Genomic DNA, 14,437 nt, shown 5'->3' on the forward strand with positions numbered 1-14,437 from the left:
TCTGTCATAGCGGCAAATAAACTCGCTCGCCGCACGGGTGTCAACCACGCTGTCCAGGCGGATAGGACCGTTCGGCCGCTACCCGAGTCCTTTAAACGTCGACGGGAGCCATCGACCGCGCCCGGCCGAGCGCCACCGGCAGGCTCGACCATCCGCGCAGTACCCGGGTGTCCCGGCGCGTCCCGCTACCGGCCGCCCGCACGTCGGGGAACCGGTCGAAGAAGGCCCGCAGGCCGACCTCGCCCTCGGCGCGGGCGAGTGCCGCGCCCAGGCAGAAGTGCCGGCCCCCGGAGAACGCGAGATGCCTTCCCGCATTGGCGCGTTCGATGTCGAAGCGGTGCGGATCGGGAAACACGGACGGATCCCGGTTGGCCGCGGCCAGATAAAGGAGCACCACGTCTCCGCGATTGACCGGCCTGCCCGCGAGCTCGACGTCGTTGACGGCCTTGCGCACGGTGAGCTGCACCGGCGAGTCGAGCCGCAGTATCTCTTCGACTGCGTTGGGCCACAGCTCGGGACGCTCGCGCAACGTCTCGAGATGCTCGGGCGCATCGAGCAGCATGCGAATCCCGTTGCCCAACAGGTTCACCGTCGTTTCGAAGCCGGCAGCCAACACCAGCGCGGCAATCGCGGTGAGTTCGGTTTCATCCAGCCGTGTTTCGCTCACGCCGCTTTCGGCCGTCCGAATCAACTGACTCATCAAATCCTCACCGGGTGAGCGCCGGAGTTGCTGCAGGTGATCGACGAGCCAGGCGTTGAATCCGGCGATCCCTCGCTGCACCGTGCGGTATTGGCGCCACGGCAATCCGATGTCCAGACTCGGTGCGGCCAATTCGCCGAACTGCAGGACGCGCGGCCGGTCTCGCTCGGGCACCCCCAGGATGTCGCTGATGATGGCGACCGGAAGTTGCGAGCAGTACCGACCCACGACGTCCACGACGCCGGACTCGTCGGCCAGCTCGTCCAAGAGCTTGGCCGCCGTTTCCTCGACTCGGTCACGCAGCGCGGCGACCGCCCGCGAGGTGAACACGGCCGACACCGTCTTGCGGTAGCGGGTGTGATCCGGCGGCTCGGTCGCCAGCAACGAGGGTTCGCGCAGGGGATGCAGCAGATCGTCGCGGGCGCGGCGTTCCAGCCATCGCACCGGACCCGGCAGATTCGATCCCAGCACCAGCACCCGGAAGTCGTCGGAGCGCAGCAGGCTGTGGATCACGCCGTGGTCGACGGCGAGATAACCGACGCGGCTGCGCACCATGGGCCCCAGCGCGTGCAGTTCGTCGCAGAACGGCACCGGGTCCGCGGCCACCGCCGGGTCGGCGATCAGCCTGGCCTGCATATCACCGCGACGAAGCCCGATGGACGCGACGCCCCGGATGAACCCGTGCATCGCAAGCCAGTGCAACCATTCCTTCACAGCGTCTCCCGGGGCCGACAGGCTGACTTCGAAAAGCGTATGCCGGATCTCAGCACTCCGCGGTGATCTTGAAGTCCGTGGTGATGATCTTGTTGGGGTTGCTGCTGTTGATGCCGTAGGCGCTGCCGGTGATCGTGTATGCGTTGTTGGTCACGTCGACGTGCGCTTCGCCCACCCCGCCGTGCCAGAAGCTTCCGGTGAATCCGTCGACATTGCGGATCTTCACGTATTGCGGGAGAGCGCGCGAGGCGCTGAGCAGCACCACGGCCTCGACATGGCCGTCGCGGTCGGGAATGTCGATGGTCCGGTAGGACTGCACCTGGCTGCACGCAGGAGGGCGAGCCGCATGGCTGGCGCCGCCGATGGTTAGGTGCGCGGCGGCTCGCGGTGTCGTCTGGGGCTCCGCGCAGCCCGCGATGCCGGCGGCCAGCACACCCGCGACCGCGATCAACCTGTACTGCACCAATTCGGCTCCTTTACTGCCGCTTCGCCGTCAGCCGGGGCAGCGATTTGGCGATGCGGCCTCGGACGAACTCGGGGCTCAGGCCCTTGAGCAGGTCGATGATGCGAATGCTCTGCGGCACGTACCAATGCAGCCGCTTGGGATGGTGGTAGGCCTGCCAGGCGGCCTCGGCCACGCTCGCCGCCGGCATCAGCCGCATCAAACCCTTCTTGGGCGCGTTGGCCCGCAGCTCGTCGGCGGTCATCGGCGCGCCGCCATCGTCGGAGCGGTTGGGCGTCGTGGTCAGGATCGCGGTGTCGATCAGGCCGGGCAGCACGTCCGCGACCCGGACCCCGTGGCGCTGCCATTCCACGCTCAGTGCTTCGGTCAATCCCTTGACCGCGTGCTTGGTCGATGAATAGACCGCTATGCGCGGCATCCCGTAGGTTGCCGACGACGACGACGTGGAGAACATCAGGCTGCCAGGAGTCTTCTTGAGATAGGGAAGCGCGCCGTAGGCGCCGGTCAGCACGGCTTTGTAGTTCACCTCGACGACGCGCATCGTCGCCTCGTAAGGTACGTCCTCGAACCAGCCGGACTCGCCGATCCCGGCGTTGTTCCACATCATGTCCAGGCCGCCGCCGGGATTGCCCGCGCAAAAGTCGGCCAGGGCCGCGTCCAGATCCGCCTTGACCGTCACGTCGACGGGGCGCGTCCACAGCCGCTCGCCGCCAAGCTCCTGGTCGAGCGCCGTCAGGCCGTCGGCATTGCGATCCACCGCACCGACCCGCCATCCGTTGGCGTGGAAGAGCCTGACTCCTTCACGGCCCATCCCACTGCCGGCGCCGGTGATGAAGACGGATTTCACCTATTCCGCCTCGACCACATCTTTGATGCGGTTCAACGTCTTGGTCATATCACGCACGTTGCGGCGCTTGCGCAGAAAGCCGCCTAACAGCCAGTAGATGCCGAGCCACGGCGCGGGGCTGAGCCGGAATGACTCGGTCACGTCCGTACCGGCGCCCGACGGCGCCAGACGATAATGCCAGTTGTTGACCGGCTTGTCGCCGAGAAAGACCGCAAAGCCGAATTCCCGGCCGGGCTCACATGCGGTTACTTTGCAGGTCGTCCAATAAACCGGCCCGATCTCGTTTCTCTTGACATGCCCGCGGAATTTGGCACCGAGGGCTGGGCCCGTCGCATCACCCAGCCACTCGGCTTCAAAAACCTCCGGCGAGAACTTTCCGGTATTGCGGACGTCTGAAATCAGGTTCCAGATCTTGTCCGCGGGTGCCGCCATATGTACTGTCGCCGAACCTTCCATGGCCCGATCCAAACACATACCCGGGCGTGAACCTAGGCCGCGTTCGTTTTGATCATCAGTGCGGGACGGCCGCCTGGATGAGGCCGTTGATGATCTCTTTGATGCCCTGCGCCGGGTGCGAGTACCACCCGATGGGAAGGCCGGACGCGGCGCCGCACTTTGGCCAGGGCTCCACACCCTGGTCAGCGAAAAGCCGGTTGGCAACCGCGATTTGCTGCTCACGCGAGTTCGCGGCGGGATTGCCGACGCCGCCGTATTCTGCCCAGGTGGCCGGCTTGAATTGCAGCCCGCCGTAGGCGCCGTTTCCGGTGTTGGCGTGCCAGTTGCCGCCCGACTCGCACTGCGCGATCGCGTCCCAGTTGGGTGTGGGCGCCGCGCCGGCCTCGGCGGTCGCCGGGCCAAGCGTCGCCGCGATGAACCCGCCGACGACGGCGTACTTCACGAGAGGCTTCCCCAAGTTTCTCATGTCAAGCAATTCGGCATGTGTGTAGAAAGCGTTACCGTTTTGATTGATTCACGAGATAAGAAATTTATGGCATTTCTATGGCAATGAAATCGGGATGTCACGCATGATTACGGCCTGCCGACGGCGGGAAGTTAAGCGCAATAAGACCGCGTCGCCAGCGCCAGGGCCTGCTGATAGAGCCGGTCTAACACGCGAGCACGGGTAACGGCGGCTCTCGTCGCGACTAGCAGCGGGGCGCATCCCGGCGAGTGCAGGAGGTCCCAGTGGACCACCATCTGGTTCAGCATCGTCTGGTTGAGGCCGTCGATCGTCGACCGTGACACCGACAGCTCGGGCGCATTTGCGGGCGCGCTCGACGGGTCGAGCTTCCATTGCGCGAACCGGGTGTGCTCGATCGCTTCGGTGGCATTGATCTGGTCGCCGAATACCCGGGTGACGTAGTCCGGGTCGATGTGTTCGCCGACGGCGTCGGCGCTCAACTTGGCCAGTTGTTGCTGCACGCGATCGGGATCCTCGATGGCAGCGTGCGCATTCCATTTGTAGGCGGCCACCGCCTCGGCGACCTGCAATCGCTGCGCGGCGGCATCGACCAGCTCGGTCAGCGCGCCGGTGTCGGCTCGTGCCGGCGCTACCAGCAGCGTGGCGGCCGGCAGCGCGGTGAGAAATGCCCTTAACGCGCTACTGCGCCTGACGATTGTCGTCAAGCGCAGTAGCGAAGTCCCGCCGGCCCCGGCGATTATCCGCCGCCTCCGGGGGAAGCGCCCAAGCTGCTCTGCAGGTCAGGCTTCATCGCGTTGAGCTGTGCGCCCCAGTACTCCCAGCTGTGGGTGCCATAGGGAGGGAAGTTGAAGACGGCGTTGTGGCCGCCCGCGGCGTTGTAGGCGTCCTGGAACTTCTTGTTGACGCCGATCATGAAGTTGCTCTCGAGGAAGGTAGCCGGCAAGTTGGCACCGCCCAGTTCGTTCGGAGTTCCGTTGCCGCAGTACACCCAGAGCCGGGTGTTATTGGCGACGAGCTGGCCGACGTTGACCAACGGGTCGTTGCGCTGCCACGCGGGGTCGTTGTCCGGCCCCCACATGTCTTCCTTCTTGTAGCCTCCGGCATCGCCCATCGCCAGCCCGATCCAGCCCTGTCCGGTGGACGGGCTGAGGTAGCCCGACAGCGAACCGGCGTAGACGAACTGAGCGGGATGGTAGATCGCCAGGTTCATCGCCGACGCACCCGCCATCGAGATTCCGACGGCGGCGCTGCCGTTGGCCTTGACGCCCTTCTGCGACGACAGGTACCCGGGCAGCTCGCTGGTCAGGAACGTCTCCCACTTGTAGGTCGAGCAACCGGACTTTTCCACACGCCGGGCGGTACCAGTCGGTGTAGAAGCTGGACTGCCCACCGACCGGCATCACTACCGATAGGCCCGATTTGTAGTACCACTCGAACGCCGGGGTGTTGATGTCCCAGCCGTTGTAGTCGTCCTGAGCCCGCAGACCGTCGAGCAAGTACACCGCGGGCGATCCGTCGCCGCCGCTCTGGAATTGGACCTTGATGCTGCGGCCCATCCCGGCCGACGGCACTTGGAGGTATTCGACGGGCAAGCCAGGTCGCGAGAACGCACTCGCGGTCGCCGCGCCGCCGGCAAGACTGATCAGACCCGGCAGGGTCACAGCCGCTGCCGCACCGACCACAAGCCGGCGCCCCCAGGCGCGGATCTTCTCGCTCACGTCTGTCATACCTGCGCCCCTTGTCGGTCGTATGTCGTCGCGTGGTGCCCTCGGCAGAATTTACCGTGTGAATAGCTCAAATGTCGATTGGGACGCGTTGTCATCCCAGTTTTGTTTCGGCCACCGCCCGAAAATTGCGCGAGTGCGATAACTGATCGGGACCGCCGGTACCCGCTTCGGCACCCTCATCGAGCGCTGTCACCGCGCAAAACAGCAGGTGAATGGCCTTGCGGCAGTAGCAACGCGCCAGGGGAGTGGCGTGCGACAACGTGGGCTACAAACGTTGTCAATTGACGACGGTCTGCCGATTTCGACACGCCCTTCGGCGCCGGCCAATCGGCGCGGCGCTTAGCGGCATTGACGCGTGGTACGACGGCGGACCGCCTCCGATGACCCGGGGTCGCCCTACTTGACGCGGTTGACAATTAGTTCGATTTCGGGGCCGATGTGGGGGACGTGCGCGTTTCCCCGGGATCTGAGATCGGTGCAGCCGAACCCTTCGCGACCGCGTAGGCTCTCTCGGAGCAAGCCGATGGAGACCGAACGCTAACCCGGTCCGTTCCGGCCCTCTCGAATCACCGCACCGCGGACTTTATGTGCGTGGTGCCTCGGCGGGGCCGCGGAGTCCGGGGACGATTGAGGTGCGAATTTTGGACACGGTACTAGGGCTATCACTGACGCCGACCACCTTCGGATGGGTCCTTGCCGAGGGACACGGCGCAGACGGCACCATCCTGGACCACCAGGAAACGGCTCTCTACGCCGAGGACGGCGTAGCCGCCGTGAGTACCGCGGAGCAGGTGGCACAAGAGGTCTTGCGGGTAGACGCGCAGACCAACGCCAGCGATCATCATCTGCGCGTCGTCGGGGTGACCTGGAACGACGAGGCGGCCGCCCAGGCCGCGCTGCTGTTGGAGGCATTGACCGACGCCGGGTTCGACAACGTGGTGCCGGTTCGCTTGCTTGAGGCTGTCGAGACTTTGGCGCAGACGATCGCACCCGTCATCGGATACGAGCAGACCGCGGTCTGCGTGCTCGAACATGACTACGCGACGGTCGTCATGGTCGACACGCACGATGGTGACACCCAGACGGTCGTCAAGCGCATCAGCGGCGGCTTCGACGGGCTGCGTTCCTGGCTGACCGGAATGTTCGACCGCAGCGGCTGGCGTCCGGGCGGCGTGGTCGTCGTCGGCGCCGACAGCGACATCGACGGATTCTCCTGGCAGCTCGAAAAGGCTTTGCCGGTACCGGTCTTCGCACAGACCATGGCCCAGGTGACGGTCGCGCGTGGCGCGGCGCTGACGGCGGCCCGCAGCACCGACTTCACCGACGAGGAACTGATCCCTCGGGTCAGCGAGCCCGCAGCCGCCCCGTCGCCACGGCGGCCCGGACATTTGTCCTACGCGGGGGCCGTGACCGCGTTGGCCGCCGGTGCGATCACGTTCGTCTCGTCGCTGGCGGTTGCCGTGGGGATCCAGCTCGCTCCCGACGCGGGACACGCCCGGAGTAAGCATGTCGAGCACGCCCAGACACCGCAGATCGCCGAAGCCCGGACACCGGAGGTAGCACCACCGGCGGCCGAGCCACGGTCGGCCGCCACCGGCGAACCGGTTTCGAATGCCGGCGCACCGGAACAGAGCGCTCCGACCGAGCAGCAGCCCGACCCGAACGGTCCGCAACCGTACTTGACGAGAGTGCTCGAACACATCCCCGGCGACCCGACGACGCCGACGCAGCCTTGAGCGACTGGAACGCCCCGCTGTCTAGGACTGCTTGATCGCGGTGCAGTAGTACGTGCCGTCGGCCAAACTGCCTGCGCTCGCAGGTATTTCAGGTAGGCCGTTGGCCGCGAACAATTCGTTGAGCGTCTTGGCTTCCGTCTGCCAGCCGTGCCGACCCAGATATGCGGCAACGTCGTTGCGCTCGACGTCGTAGCGCAGGTCGGCGAGTTCCACGTCGAATCCGTGTGCGCGCCAGCGTTCGCCGGCGATCGCAATCAAATCCGGCGCCGGCTCACCGTTTTCGTCCGGCTTGTTGCCGAAGATCTCGGCAGCAAGCCGACTTCCGGCGGAGCTGAGTCCGGTGATGTTGTCCAGCAAGCGATCCTGCGCATCCGGCGGCAGGAACGCAAGCAGCCCCTCGGCGATCCATGCGCTGGGCGCCGAAGCATCAAAGCCCTTTTCGCGCAACGCCGTTGGCCAATCTTGCCGCAGGTCGATCGGCACCGCGCGCAGGTCCGCCGTCGGCTGCGCACCCAGATCTGCCAGCGTGGAGTTCTTGAACTGGATCACATCGGGCTGGTCGATCTCGAACACCGTGACCCCGGCCGGCCAAGACAGCCGAAACGCCCGCGCATCCAGTCCCGACGCCAGGATCACCGCCTGGCGGATGCCCGCGTCCATCGCATCCCGGAAAAACGCATCGAAGTACGGCGTCCGGACACTCATCAGGTCGGCCATTCGCTGCAACCCCCACGCCTCGTCGGGGGAGTCGATATCAGCGGCGTTGATATCCCCGTTGACCCAACGCGCGAGGAATTCGATTCCCACCGCCCGCACCAGCGGCTCGGCGAAGGGATCGTGGATCAGCGGCTTCTCGGCCTTCGTGGCGACGGCCCGGCCGGCGGCCACCATGGTGGCGGTCGCACCGACGCTGGTCGCCAGGTCCCACGAATCATCTTCTGTACGAGGCATTTTGTTCCCTTCCGATGGGCCAATAGATACTTAGCGGCGTTAATGAATCCTGATCGAGGATACCCGCGCCGACGAGTACTGCCAGTGGAGATCAATCGTCCTTGGCGTGAACCGCGGTGAAAGACAGCGCCACCTCATCTGCGACCTGCACCGAGCCCATCAGCAGCGAGTACGGCTTGATGCCGTACTCGGATTGACGAACCGTGGACTCGGCGGACAGTTGCCAGGAATCACCGAGATCTTCTGTGTGCAAGTCGATTACGTGCTCGCGCTGTTTCCCCCGAATCTGAAGTGCGCCGCTCAGACGGTAGCCGTTTTCGCTTTCTTCGATGCCGTCGGCGGCGAAGCGGATTTTCGGGAAGCGATCGGCACCCAACGAGCTCAACGCGTTGGAGCGCACCAGCGCTTTCTCGGGACCCGACAGCCCTTTGACGCCACCCTGGCTGCCGACCACCTCGAACGAGTCCACCTCGACCGCGAGTTCGACTGCGGCCGGATGCGTGCCGGCCCATCGCACGGTGGCCTGCCAGCGTGTCATCGCGATCGTGAGGCGATGGCCCATCCGCGCGGCCCGGCCCTTGACGCCGGTACGAAGAAGCAGTTCGCCGTCGGCGGCGTCCAGGGTCCACACGTCGGTCACAGACCGACTGTATTCACGATTCCTTGAAACCTGGTCTCAGTGGGCGACAGGACACTTTCCGTTGGTTTGGTAGTCCACCTGCCAGTGCTTGATTCCGTTGAGCCAGCCGGACCGCAACCGCTGCGGCTTACCGGCGGACTTCATATCGGGCATGGCGTCGGCGATCGCGTTGAACATCAGGTCGATCGTCATGCGAGCCAGGTTGGCCCCGATGCAGTAGTGCGCCCCGGTGCCGCCGAATCCCACGTGCGGATTGGGGTTGCGCAGGATGTTGAACGCGAACGGGTCGTCGAACACGTCCTCGTCGAAATTCGCTGAGCGGTAAACCATTACCACCCGCTGCCCCTTTTTGATCTGCACTCCGGACAGCTCGTAGTCCTGTAGGGCGGTGCGCTGGAACGAGGTGACCGGGGTGGCCCAGCGGACGATCTCGTCGGCGGTGGTGGCCGGGCGTTCGGCCTTGTACAGCTCCCACTGATCGGGGAAGTCGGTGAAGGCCATCATGCCCTGGGTGATGGAGTTTCTGGTGGTCTCGTTGCCGGCCACCGCCAGCAGGATGACGAAGAAGCCGAACTCGTCGTCGGAGAGCTTGTGCCCGTCGATGTCGGCCTCGATCAGTTTGGTGACGATGTCTTCGCCGGGGTTTTGCGCGCGGTCGGCGGCCAACTGCATCGCGTAGGTGATCAGTTCGACCGAGGCGCCCATCGCGTCGTTGCGGGCGAATTCGGGATCCTGGTCACCGACCATCTCGTTGGACCAGTGAAACAGCTTCATCCGGTCCTCCTGCGGTACCCCGAGCAGCCCGGCGATGGCCTGCAGCGGAAGCTCGCACGAGACCTGCTCGACAAAGTCGCCGGAACCCTCGGCAGCAGCCGTCGCGACGATCTGGCGGGCACGCACGTTGAGATCGTCGCGCAATCGCTCGACGGCACGGGGAGTGAAACCCCGGGAGATGATCTTGCGCAGCCGGGTGTGCTGCGGTGCGTCCATGTTGAGCAACACGAACTTGCCCGTTTCCCGCTGCTGTTGGACGGTGCCGTCCTTGTAGCGCGGCAGCGCGGTGTTCTCCAGGCTGGAGAACACGTCGCTGCGCAACGAAACCTCTTTGACGTCCTTGTGCTTGGACACCACCCAGAAGCCGCCGTCATCGAATCCGCCGCAGCCGTCGGCCTGCTCGTTCCACCAGATCGGCGCGGTGCGCCGCAACTCGGCCAGTTCCTCCACCGGCAATCGCTCGGCGTGGATGTCCGGATCGGTGAAATCGAAGCCCGGAGGCAGATTCGGGATCGGCTTGGTGGTCGTCTCGTTAGTTGACAAGGCCCACTCCTCGATACGAAGTCTTCTAGTCGTATGTCTTGTGCCAAATAAACCACTGCAACACCACCGTTGGGAAGGACTGACACAACATCGACCGACCGAATTGCAACATGTTCAGCATCGATGAGTGTTGGCGGCGCCGTCCGGGCGCCGGACGGCACGGGGCGGACCCCCGGCGGCGGATTCAACGACGGCGGTCGGTTGCCCCGGCCTTGTGGCCTGGACCACAATCGATATGCTTTTGTCCAGGTCACCGCGCACTACAGGCGGGTGGCGGCAACGGAAGGGTGGGAGGCGCATGATTCGCGAGGTACTCGCCGTCGCTGTGATTGCGGGTGGCGCCATCGGCGTGGCGCCCAGCGCGGCAGCCGGTTACGAGGGCGATGTCCCGAACATGAACTATCAGGCCTCGCTGGGCGCACCGTGCGACAACTACGAACGCTTCATCTTCGGGCGCGGCCCCAGCGGCCAGGCCGAAGCTTGTCATTTCCCGCCGCCTAACCAGTTCCCGGCGGCCACCACCGGCTACTGGGTGATCTCGTATCCGCTCTACGGCGTCCAGCAGGCCGGCGCCAAGTGTCCGGGCCCGCAGTCCGCGGCACAGTCCGATCGCGGACTGCCCATGCTCTGCCTGGGGGCGCAAGGGTGGCAAGAGGGCTGGTTCACCGGCGCAGGGTTCTTCCCGCCGTCCGGATAACGACCATGCGCGAACGTCGGCCGGCGCAAAGCCCGATTCCCCGGTGGCTGCGCTTCGTGCTGGCGTCCGACCGGGCCGGCTCGGCGTGGTACATCGGGACCGGCTTCTTCTTCGCCCCGGTGCTCGCGGTCTTGTCGCCGTGGCCCGCCGTCACCGCCGCCGTCTGGGCGGTGATCGGATTGGCGGGGCTGTGGCTGGGACTGCTCGGCATCGCGATGGCCGTCGGGCTGGCGCGAATCCTGCGCTCCGGCGCCGAGATCCCCGAGGACTATTGGCGCTCCCTGGTGAATTACTGACCCTCTAGAGTCGACATCAAAGTCCGGCAACGATAGGAGACTCCGGTGGCGATCAACCCCAGAGACGCCGTGGACGCGGTCAAGGACATCGCGACCAACGCCGTCGAAAAGGCTTCGGACATCGTCGAAAACGCCGGCGACATCATCCGCGGCGACCTCAGGGGCGGGGTAAGCGGCATCGTCGAGAATTCGATCGACATCGCGACGCACGCCGTGGAAAGAACCAGGGAAGTCTTTACCGGCGGCGGCAAGTACGACGTGGAAGAGGACTAGCCGACGAGAAGTCGCCGTCAGACGCTGGCGGCCTCGTTCAGCTCGTCGAGCGTGTTCGTCGCCTCCAAGTACTCCTGCACCCACCGCTCGATCACGGTCGACGTCTTCTCGACCTTGGTGAACTGCCCGACGACCTGACCGACGGGGTTGAACGCCACGTCGACGGATTCGTTGGGGTAGCGGTTCGTGGCGCGCACGGCCATACCGGAAACCATGTACTGCAATGGCATACCGAGCGGCTTCGGGTTCTCAGGTTTCTCCCATGCCTCGGTCCAGTCGTTGCGCAGCATGCGCGCGGGCTTGCCGGTGAACGAGCGGCTCCGCACGGTGTCGCGGCTGCCGGCCTTGACGTAGGCCTCCTGCTGCACCGGCGTGTTCGAAGATTCCTCGACCATCAGCCATTGCGACCCGGTCCATGCGCCCTGGCAGCCCAGCGCCAAGGCCGCGGCGATCTGCTGGCCGCTGCCGATGCCGCCGGCGCCGAGGACGGGAACCGGGGCCACCTCCTTGACGACCTGCGGCCACAGCACGATCGAGCCGACCTCGCCGCAGTGTCCGCCGGCCTCGCCGCCCTGGGCGATGACGATGTCGACACCGGCATCGGCGTGCTTGCGCGCCTGCGAGGGGGAGCCGCACAACGCGGCGACCTTGAGGCCGGCCTCATGGATGTGCTTGATCATATCGGCCGGCGGGGTGCCCAGCGCGTTGGCGATCATCTTCACCTTCGGGTGCTTGAGCGCCACCTCGACCTGCGGCGTGGCCGTCGCCTCGGTCCAGCCGAGCAGCTGCAGGGTGTCGCCGTCGCTGTCCTCGACCGGCACGCCGTGATCGGCCAGGATCTTCTTCCCGAAGTCAAGATGTTCCTGGGGCACCATCTTGCGCAGCGTCTCGGCAAGCTCTTCGGCCGACAGGTTCGAGTCCATGCCCTCGTACTTGTTGGGGATCACGATGTCGACGCCGTACGGGTGGTCACCGATGTTCTCGTCAATCCAGTTGAGTTCGATCTCCAGCTGCTCCGGGGTGAAGCCCACCGCGCCGAGCACGCCAAACCCCCCGGCCTTGCTGACCGCCACCACGACATCGCGACAGTGCGTGAAGGCGAAGATCGGGAACTCGATACCGAGTTCGTCGCAAATAGGGGTGTGCATTACAACTCCTGGGATGCTGGCCGAATTGGAACGTGTTCTAGTTTAGTACGCGTGCCCATGACGTGGCCAGGGGCCCCTGACCAGCGCCCCGCGACTACGACGCGTTGCTCTGTGCGGTCAGGCCACCAGCGTGCGGGAAAGCCACAGCACCAGGAAGGCAAGGATGCACCCCGCGCAGACGAGGTGATCGCGACAGACCGATCGCGCCAGGTGGCTTTGCTCGGCCGCGCTATCGGAGCGATGCCCCAGCCGAATCGCGTCGGGCACCGTCTGCGTCAGCGCCAGCATCATCGGGATCCCGGCAAGCCCGGCCGACAGCACCAGTAGCCATGCGGGATCGCGCCCGAGGGTCGCCTGAAACCCGAACGCTCCCAACAGAATCAACATGACCAGAGCAATCAGCCGGCTCATCGGTCGTGATGTGGTGGTGGCGCGGTGGTAATACGCCGCGATGGAGGCAAGCACGGGCTCGGGCAGTTCGTCGCCGGCGGACCGATGCGCGAGCACCTGGACGTCGAACATCAAGTCCATCCAGACAACGGCGAAGAGGAACCCGCTGCAGGCCGTGAGTAGGGGAGCCATGCGCAACCACCTCCGCTTCACCCCTCGTGACTACTCGCGGACGACGAGTCGTTTTATTGTTTCCCAGCAGGCCGAATAGTCACAGACCTGCGGCCGGGAAGTGTCACGCGACGGCGTTGACCGAAGCCAACAACCACGACTTCCATTCGGTGGGAATCGGTATGTATCCGTTGTCCGCCAAGCCGTGCTGGCCGGCACCGAGCGCGCTCTCTAGGAATGCGCGCACAGCGGTGCCGACCTGCGGATCCGCATACTTCGAGCAGACGATCTCGTACGTCGCCATCACAATCGGATAGGCGCCGGACTGCGTGGGGTTATAGAACGACACGGTGTCGAGCACCATGTCGTTGTCCCGGCCGATCACGGCGGCGCCCGCAATCGTCTTGCTCACCGAGTCGGTGCTGATCACTACCGGGTCCGGACCGGCCGGGGTGACGATCTTCGCCATGTTCAAATTCTTCGCCTCCGCGAACGACCACTCGTTGTAGGTGACCGCCCCCTCGGTGGCCTTCACCGCCGACGAGGTGCCGTCGTTGCCCTTGGCGCCCTCGCCGACCCCACCGTTGAAAGCCTTCCCGGAGCCTTTACCCCACACGCCCCCGGAGGCCGCATCGAGGTACTTCTGGAAGTTGTCCGTGGTGCCGGACATATCACTGCGGAACACGACACGAATTGGCTCGGCGGGCAGCATCACGCCCTTATTGAGCGCTTGAATCGCGGCATCGTTCCACGTCGTAATGGCGCCTTTGAAGATCTTCGCCGCCGTCTGGGCATCGAGAATCAGCGAATTCAAGCCCTTGACGTTGTAGGTGATCGCGATCGGCCCGAACACCACCGGAAGGTCCCACGCCGGCGAGCCACAACGCTGCTGCGCCGCGGCGTACTCATTGCCCGCCAGCGGTGAGTCCGAGCCGCCGAAATCGGTTAGGTTGCCGATGAATTCGCTAATCCCTGCACCCGAGCCATTCGGGGTGTAGTCCAAGGTCTGGCCGGGGCAGGCTTGTTCGAACGCCTTGATGAACCGAGTCATCGCGTTGGCCTGCGCCGTCGACCCGCTCGCCTTCAGCGTCGCCTTCCCGCCGCAATTCACCGTCACCGGAGACGTCGCCGTTGTCGAATTCCCGCCGGCGTTATCGTCACCGCCGCATCCCGATAACAGCAGTGCACCGCTGACCGCGACACTCAACGCGGCGTCAAATCGGTTGCGCTTCAATTCCGTTCCTATCTGTCGCGACGAAACGGGATAGGCGCCGCGCGGTCCGCGGTGCACTAACCAGCCAGCTCAGGCAGTCACGAGGCAAATATTAACAAGGTATGTACCCGCGAAGATTTGCCATCCGCGGACGATGCGGTGACGACTCTTGATCCGCTCCGCCGGCAGCGGGTAGCGTAGTGCTGCCAATTACGAAACGTTGAGTAGCGTA

16 protein-coding genes and 1 pseudogene are annotated in these 14,437 nt (G+C 65.0%); 4 read left to right on the plus strand and 13 right to left on the minus strand.

Translation table 11 applies throughout. The annotated features are described in order from the left end of the window. Positions 1 to 91: 91 nt before the first annotated feature. From BN973_RS15780 to BN973_RS15810, 7 genes and pseudogenes are all read right to left on the minus strand, one after another. The gene (locus tag BN973_RS15780; protein ID WP_036469240.1) at positions 92 to 1,414 is read right to left on the minus strand and encodes a cytochrome P450; all 1,323 of its coding nucleotides are present in this window, start codon (positions 1,412 to 1,414) and stop codon (positions 92 to 94) included. A 49-nt stretch (positions 1,415 to 1,463) separates the two neighbouring features. After that, positions 1,464 to 1,877: a lipoprotein LpqH gene (locus BN973_RS15785; RefSeq protein WP_036469241.1), complete on the minus strand. Its 414-nt coding sequence runs from the start codon at positions 1,875 to 1,877 to the stop codon at positions 1,464 to 1,466. A 13-nt stretch (positions 1,878 to 1,890) separates the two neighbouring features. Beyond that, positions 1,891 to 2,724, minus strand: a complete 834-nt coding sequence (locus BN973_RS15790; protein WP_036469242.1) for an SDR family oxidoreductase — start codon at positions 2,722 to 2,724, stop codon at positions 1,891 to 1,893. Continuing rightward, the gene (locus BN973_RS15795) at positions 2,725 to 3,198 is read right to left on the minus strand and encodes an SRPBCC family protein (protein WP_169718224.1); all 474 of its coding nucleotides are present in this window, start codon (positions 3,196 to 3,198) and stop codon (positions 2,725 to 2,727) included. Between the two features lie 37 nt (positions 3,199 to 3,235). Then, positions 3,236 to 3,646, minus strand: a complete 411-nt coding sequence (gene rpfC / locus BN973_RS15800; protein ID WP_036469244.1) for a resuscitation-promoting factor RpfC — start codon at positions 3,644 to 3,646, stop codon at positions 3,236 to 3,238. A 131-nt stretch (positions 3,647 to 3,777) separates the two neighbouring features. After that, on the minus strand, positions 3,778 to 4,350 hold the full coding sequence (locus BN973_RS15805; RefSeq protein ID WP_084163414.1) for a chorismate mutase: 573 nt from the start codon (positions 4,348 to 4,350) through the stop codon (positions 3,778 to 3,780). A gap of 32 nt (positions 4,351 to 4,382) precedes the next feature. Further along, positions 4,383 to 5,373, minus strand: a pseudogene (locus BN973_RS15810) (esterase family protein). A 641-nt stretch (positions 5,374 to 6,014) separates the two neighbouring features. On the opposite strand from BN973_RS15810, the gene BN973_RS15815 reads away from it, so the two are divergent. Continuing rightward, complete coding sequence (locus tag BN973_RS15815; protein ID WP_036472506.1) at positions 6,015 to 7,109, plus strand: DUF7159 family protein; 1,095 nt, start codon at positions 6,015 to 6,017, stop codon at positions 7,107 to 7,109. A gap of 21 nt (positions 7,110 to 7,130) precedes the next feature. Here BN973_RS15815 and BN973_RS15820 read toward each other — a convergent pair whose 3' ends face one another. The 3 genes from BN973_RS15820 to BN973_RS15830 all read right to left on the minus strand — a co-directional run bounded on the left by BN973_RS15820 (position 7,131) and on the right by BN973_RS15830 (position 10,017). Continuing rightward, positions 7,131 to 8,060, minus strand: a complete 930-nt coding sequence (locus BN973_RS15820) for a class I SAM-dependent methyltransferase (RefSeq protein ID WP_036469247.1) — start codon at positions 8,058 to 8,060, stop codon at positions 7,131 to 7,133. A gap of 91 nt (positions 8,061 to 8,151) precedes the next feature. Then, positions 8,152 to 8,691, minus strand: a complete 540-nt coding sequence (locus BN973_RS15825) for a YceI family protein (protein WP_036472507.1) — start codon at positions 8,689 to 8,691, stop codon at positions 8,152 to 8,154. Positions 8,692 to 8,736: 45 nt separating this feature from the next. Then, complete coding sequence (locus BN973_RS15830; RefSeq protein ID WP_036469248.1) at positions 8,737 to 10,017, minus strand: cytochrome P450; 1,281 nt, start codon at positions 10,015 to 10,017, stop codon at positions 8,737 to 8,739. Between the two features lie 298 nt (positions 10,018 to 10,315). On the opposite strand from BN973_RS15830, the gene BN973_RS15835 reads away from it, so the two are divergent. Genes BN973_RS15835 through BN973_RS15845 form a run of 3 tightly spaced genes read left to right on the plus strand, consistent with a single transcriptional unit; the run spans position 10,316 to position 11,283 of the window. Continuing rightward, positions 10,316 to 10,714, plus strand: coding sequence for a hypothetical protein (locus tag BN973_RS15835; RefSeq protein WP_036469251.1), 399 nt, complete (start codon positions 10,316 to 10,318; stop codon positions 10,712 to 10,714). A gap of 5 nt (positions 10,715 to 10,719) precedes the next feature. Beyond that, a complete protein-coding gene (locus BN973_RS15840) occupies positions 10,720 to 11,010 on the plus strand; it encodes a hypothetical protein (RefSeq protein ID WP_036469252.1) in 291 nt (96 codons plus the stop codon). 45 nt (positions 11,011 to 11,055) lie between these two features. Further along, the gene (locus BN973_RS15845; RefSeq protein ID WP_036469254.1) at positions 11,056 to 11,283 is read left to right on the plus strand and encodes an Rv1893 family protein; all 228 of its coding nucleotides are present in this window, start codon (positions 11,056 to 11,058) and stop codon (positions 11,281 to 11,283) included. A gap of 17 nt (positions 11,284 to 11,300) precedes the next feature. Here BN973_RS15845 and BN973_RS15850 read toward each other — a convergent pair whose 3' ends face one another. The 3 genes from BN973_RS15850 to pstS all read right to left on the minus strand — a co-directional run bounded on the left by BN973_RS15850 (position 11,301) and on the right by pstS (position 14,226). Continuing rightward, the gene (locus tag BN973_RS15850) at positions 11,301 to 12,431 is read right to left on the minus strand and encodes a nitronate monooxygenase (protein WP_036469256.1); all 1,131 of its coding nucleotides are present in this window, start codon (positions 12,429 to 12,431) and stop codon (positions 11,301 to 11,303) included. Between the two features lie 117 nt (positions 12,432 to 12,548). Continuing rightward, positions 12,549 to 13,013 carry a hypothetical protein gene (locus BN973_RS15855; protein ID WP_036469258.1) on the minus strand — a complete coding sequence of 155 codons (465 nt, stop codon included), beginning with the start codon at positions 13,011 to 13,013 and terminating at the stop codon, positions 12,549 to 12,551. A 103-nt stretch (positions 13,014 to 13,116) separates the two neighbouring features. Continuing rightward, entirely contained in the window at positions 13,117 to 14,226 is a 1,110-nt protein-coding gene (gene pstS / locus BN973_RS15860; protein ID WP_036469260.1) for a phosphate ABC transporter substrate-binding protein PstS, read from the minus strand. Positions 14,227 to 14,437: the final 211 nt, after the last annotated feature.

Origin of the sequence: Mycobacterium triplex (assembly GCF_000689255.1) — a bacterium.
Lineage (GTDB): Bacteria > Actinomycetota > Actinomycetes > Mycobacteriales > Mycobacteriaceae > Mycobacterium > Mycobacterium triplex.

Excerpts from the sequence above, each read along its gene's own strand:
- rpfC (WP_036469244.1), bottom strand. The coding sequence starts at position 3,646 with ATGAGAAACTTGGGGAAGCCTCTCGTGAAGTACGCCGTCGTCGGCGGG.
- BN973_RS15835 (WP_036469251.1), top strand. The coding sequence starts at position 10,316 with ATGATTCGCGAGGTACTCGCCGTCGCTGTGATTGCGGGTGGCGCCATC.
- BN973_RS15855 (WP_036469258.1), bottom strand. The coding sequence starts at position 13,013 with ATGGCTCCCCTACTCACGGCCTGCAGCGGGTTCCTCTTCGCCGTTGTC.
- BN973_RS15840 (WP_036469252.1), top strand. The coding sequence starts at position 10,720 with ATGCGCGAACGTCGGCCGGCGCAAAGCCCGATTCCCCGGTGGCTGCGC.
- BN973_RS15850 (WP_036469256.1), bottom strand. The coding sequence starts at position 12,431 with ATGCACACCCCTATTTGCGACGAACTCGGTATCGAGTTCCCGATCTTC.
- BN973_RS15820 (WP_036469247.1), bottom strand. The coding sequence starts at position 8,060 with ATGCCTCGTACAGAAGATGATTCGTGGGACCTGGCGACCAGCGTCGGT.
- BN973_RS15795 (WP_169718224.1), bottom strand. The coding sequence starts at position 3,198 with ATGTGTTTGGATCGGGCCATGGAAGGTTCGGCGACAGTACATATGGCG.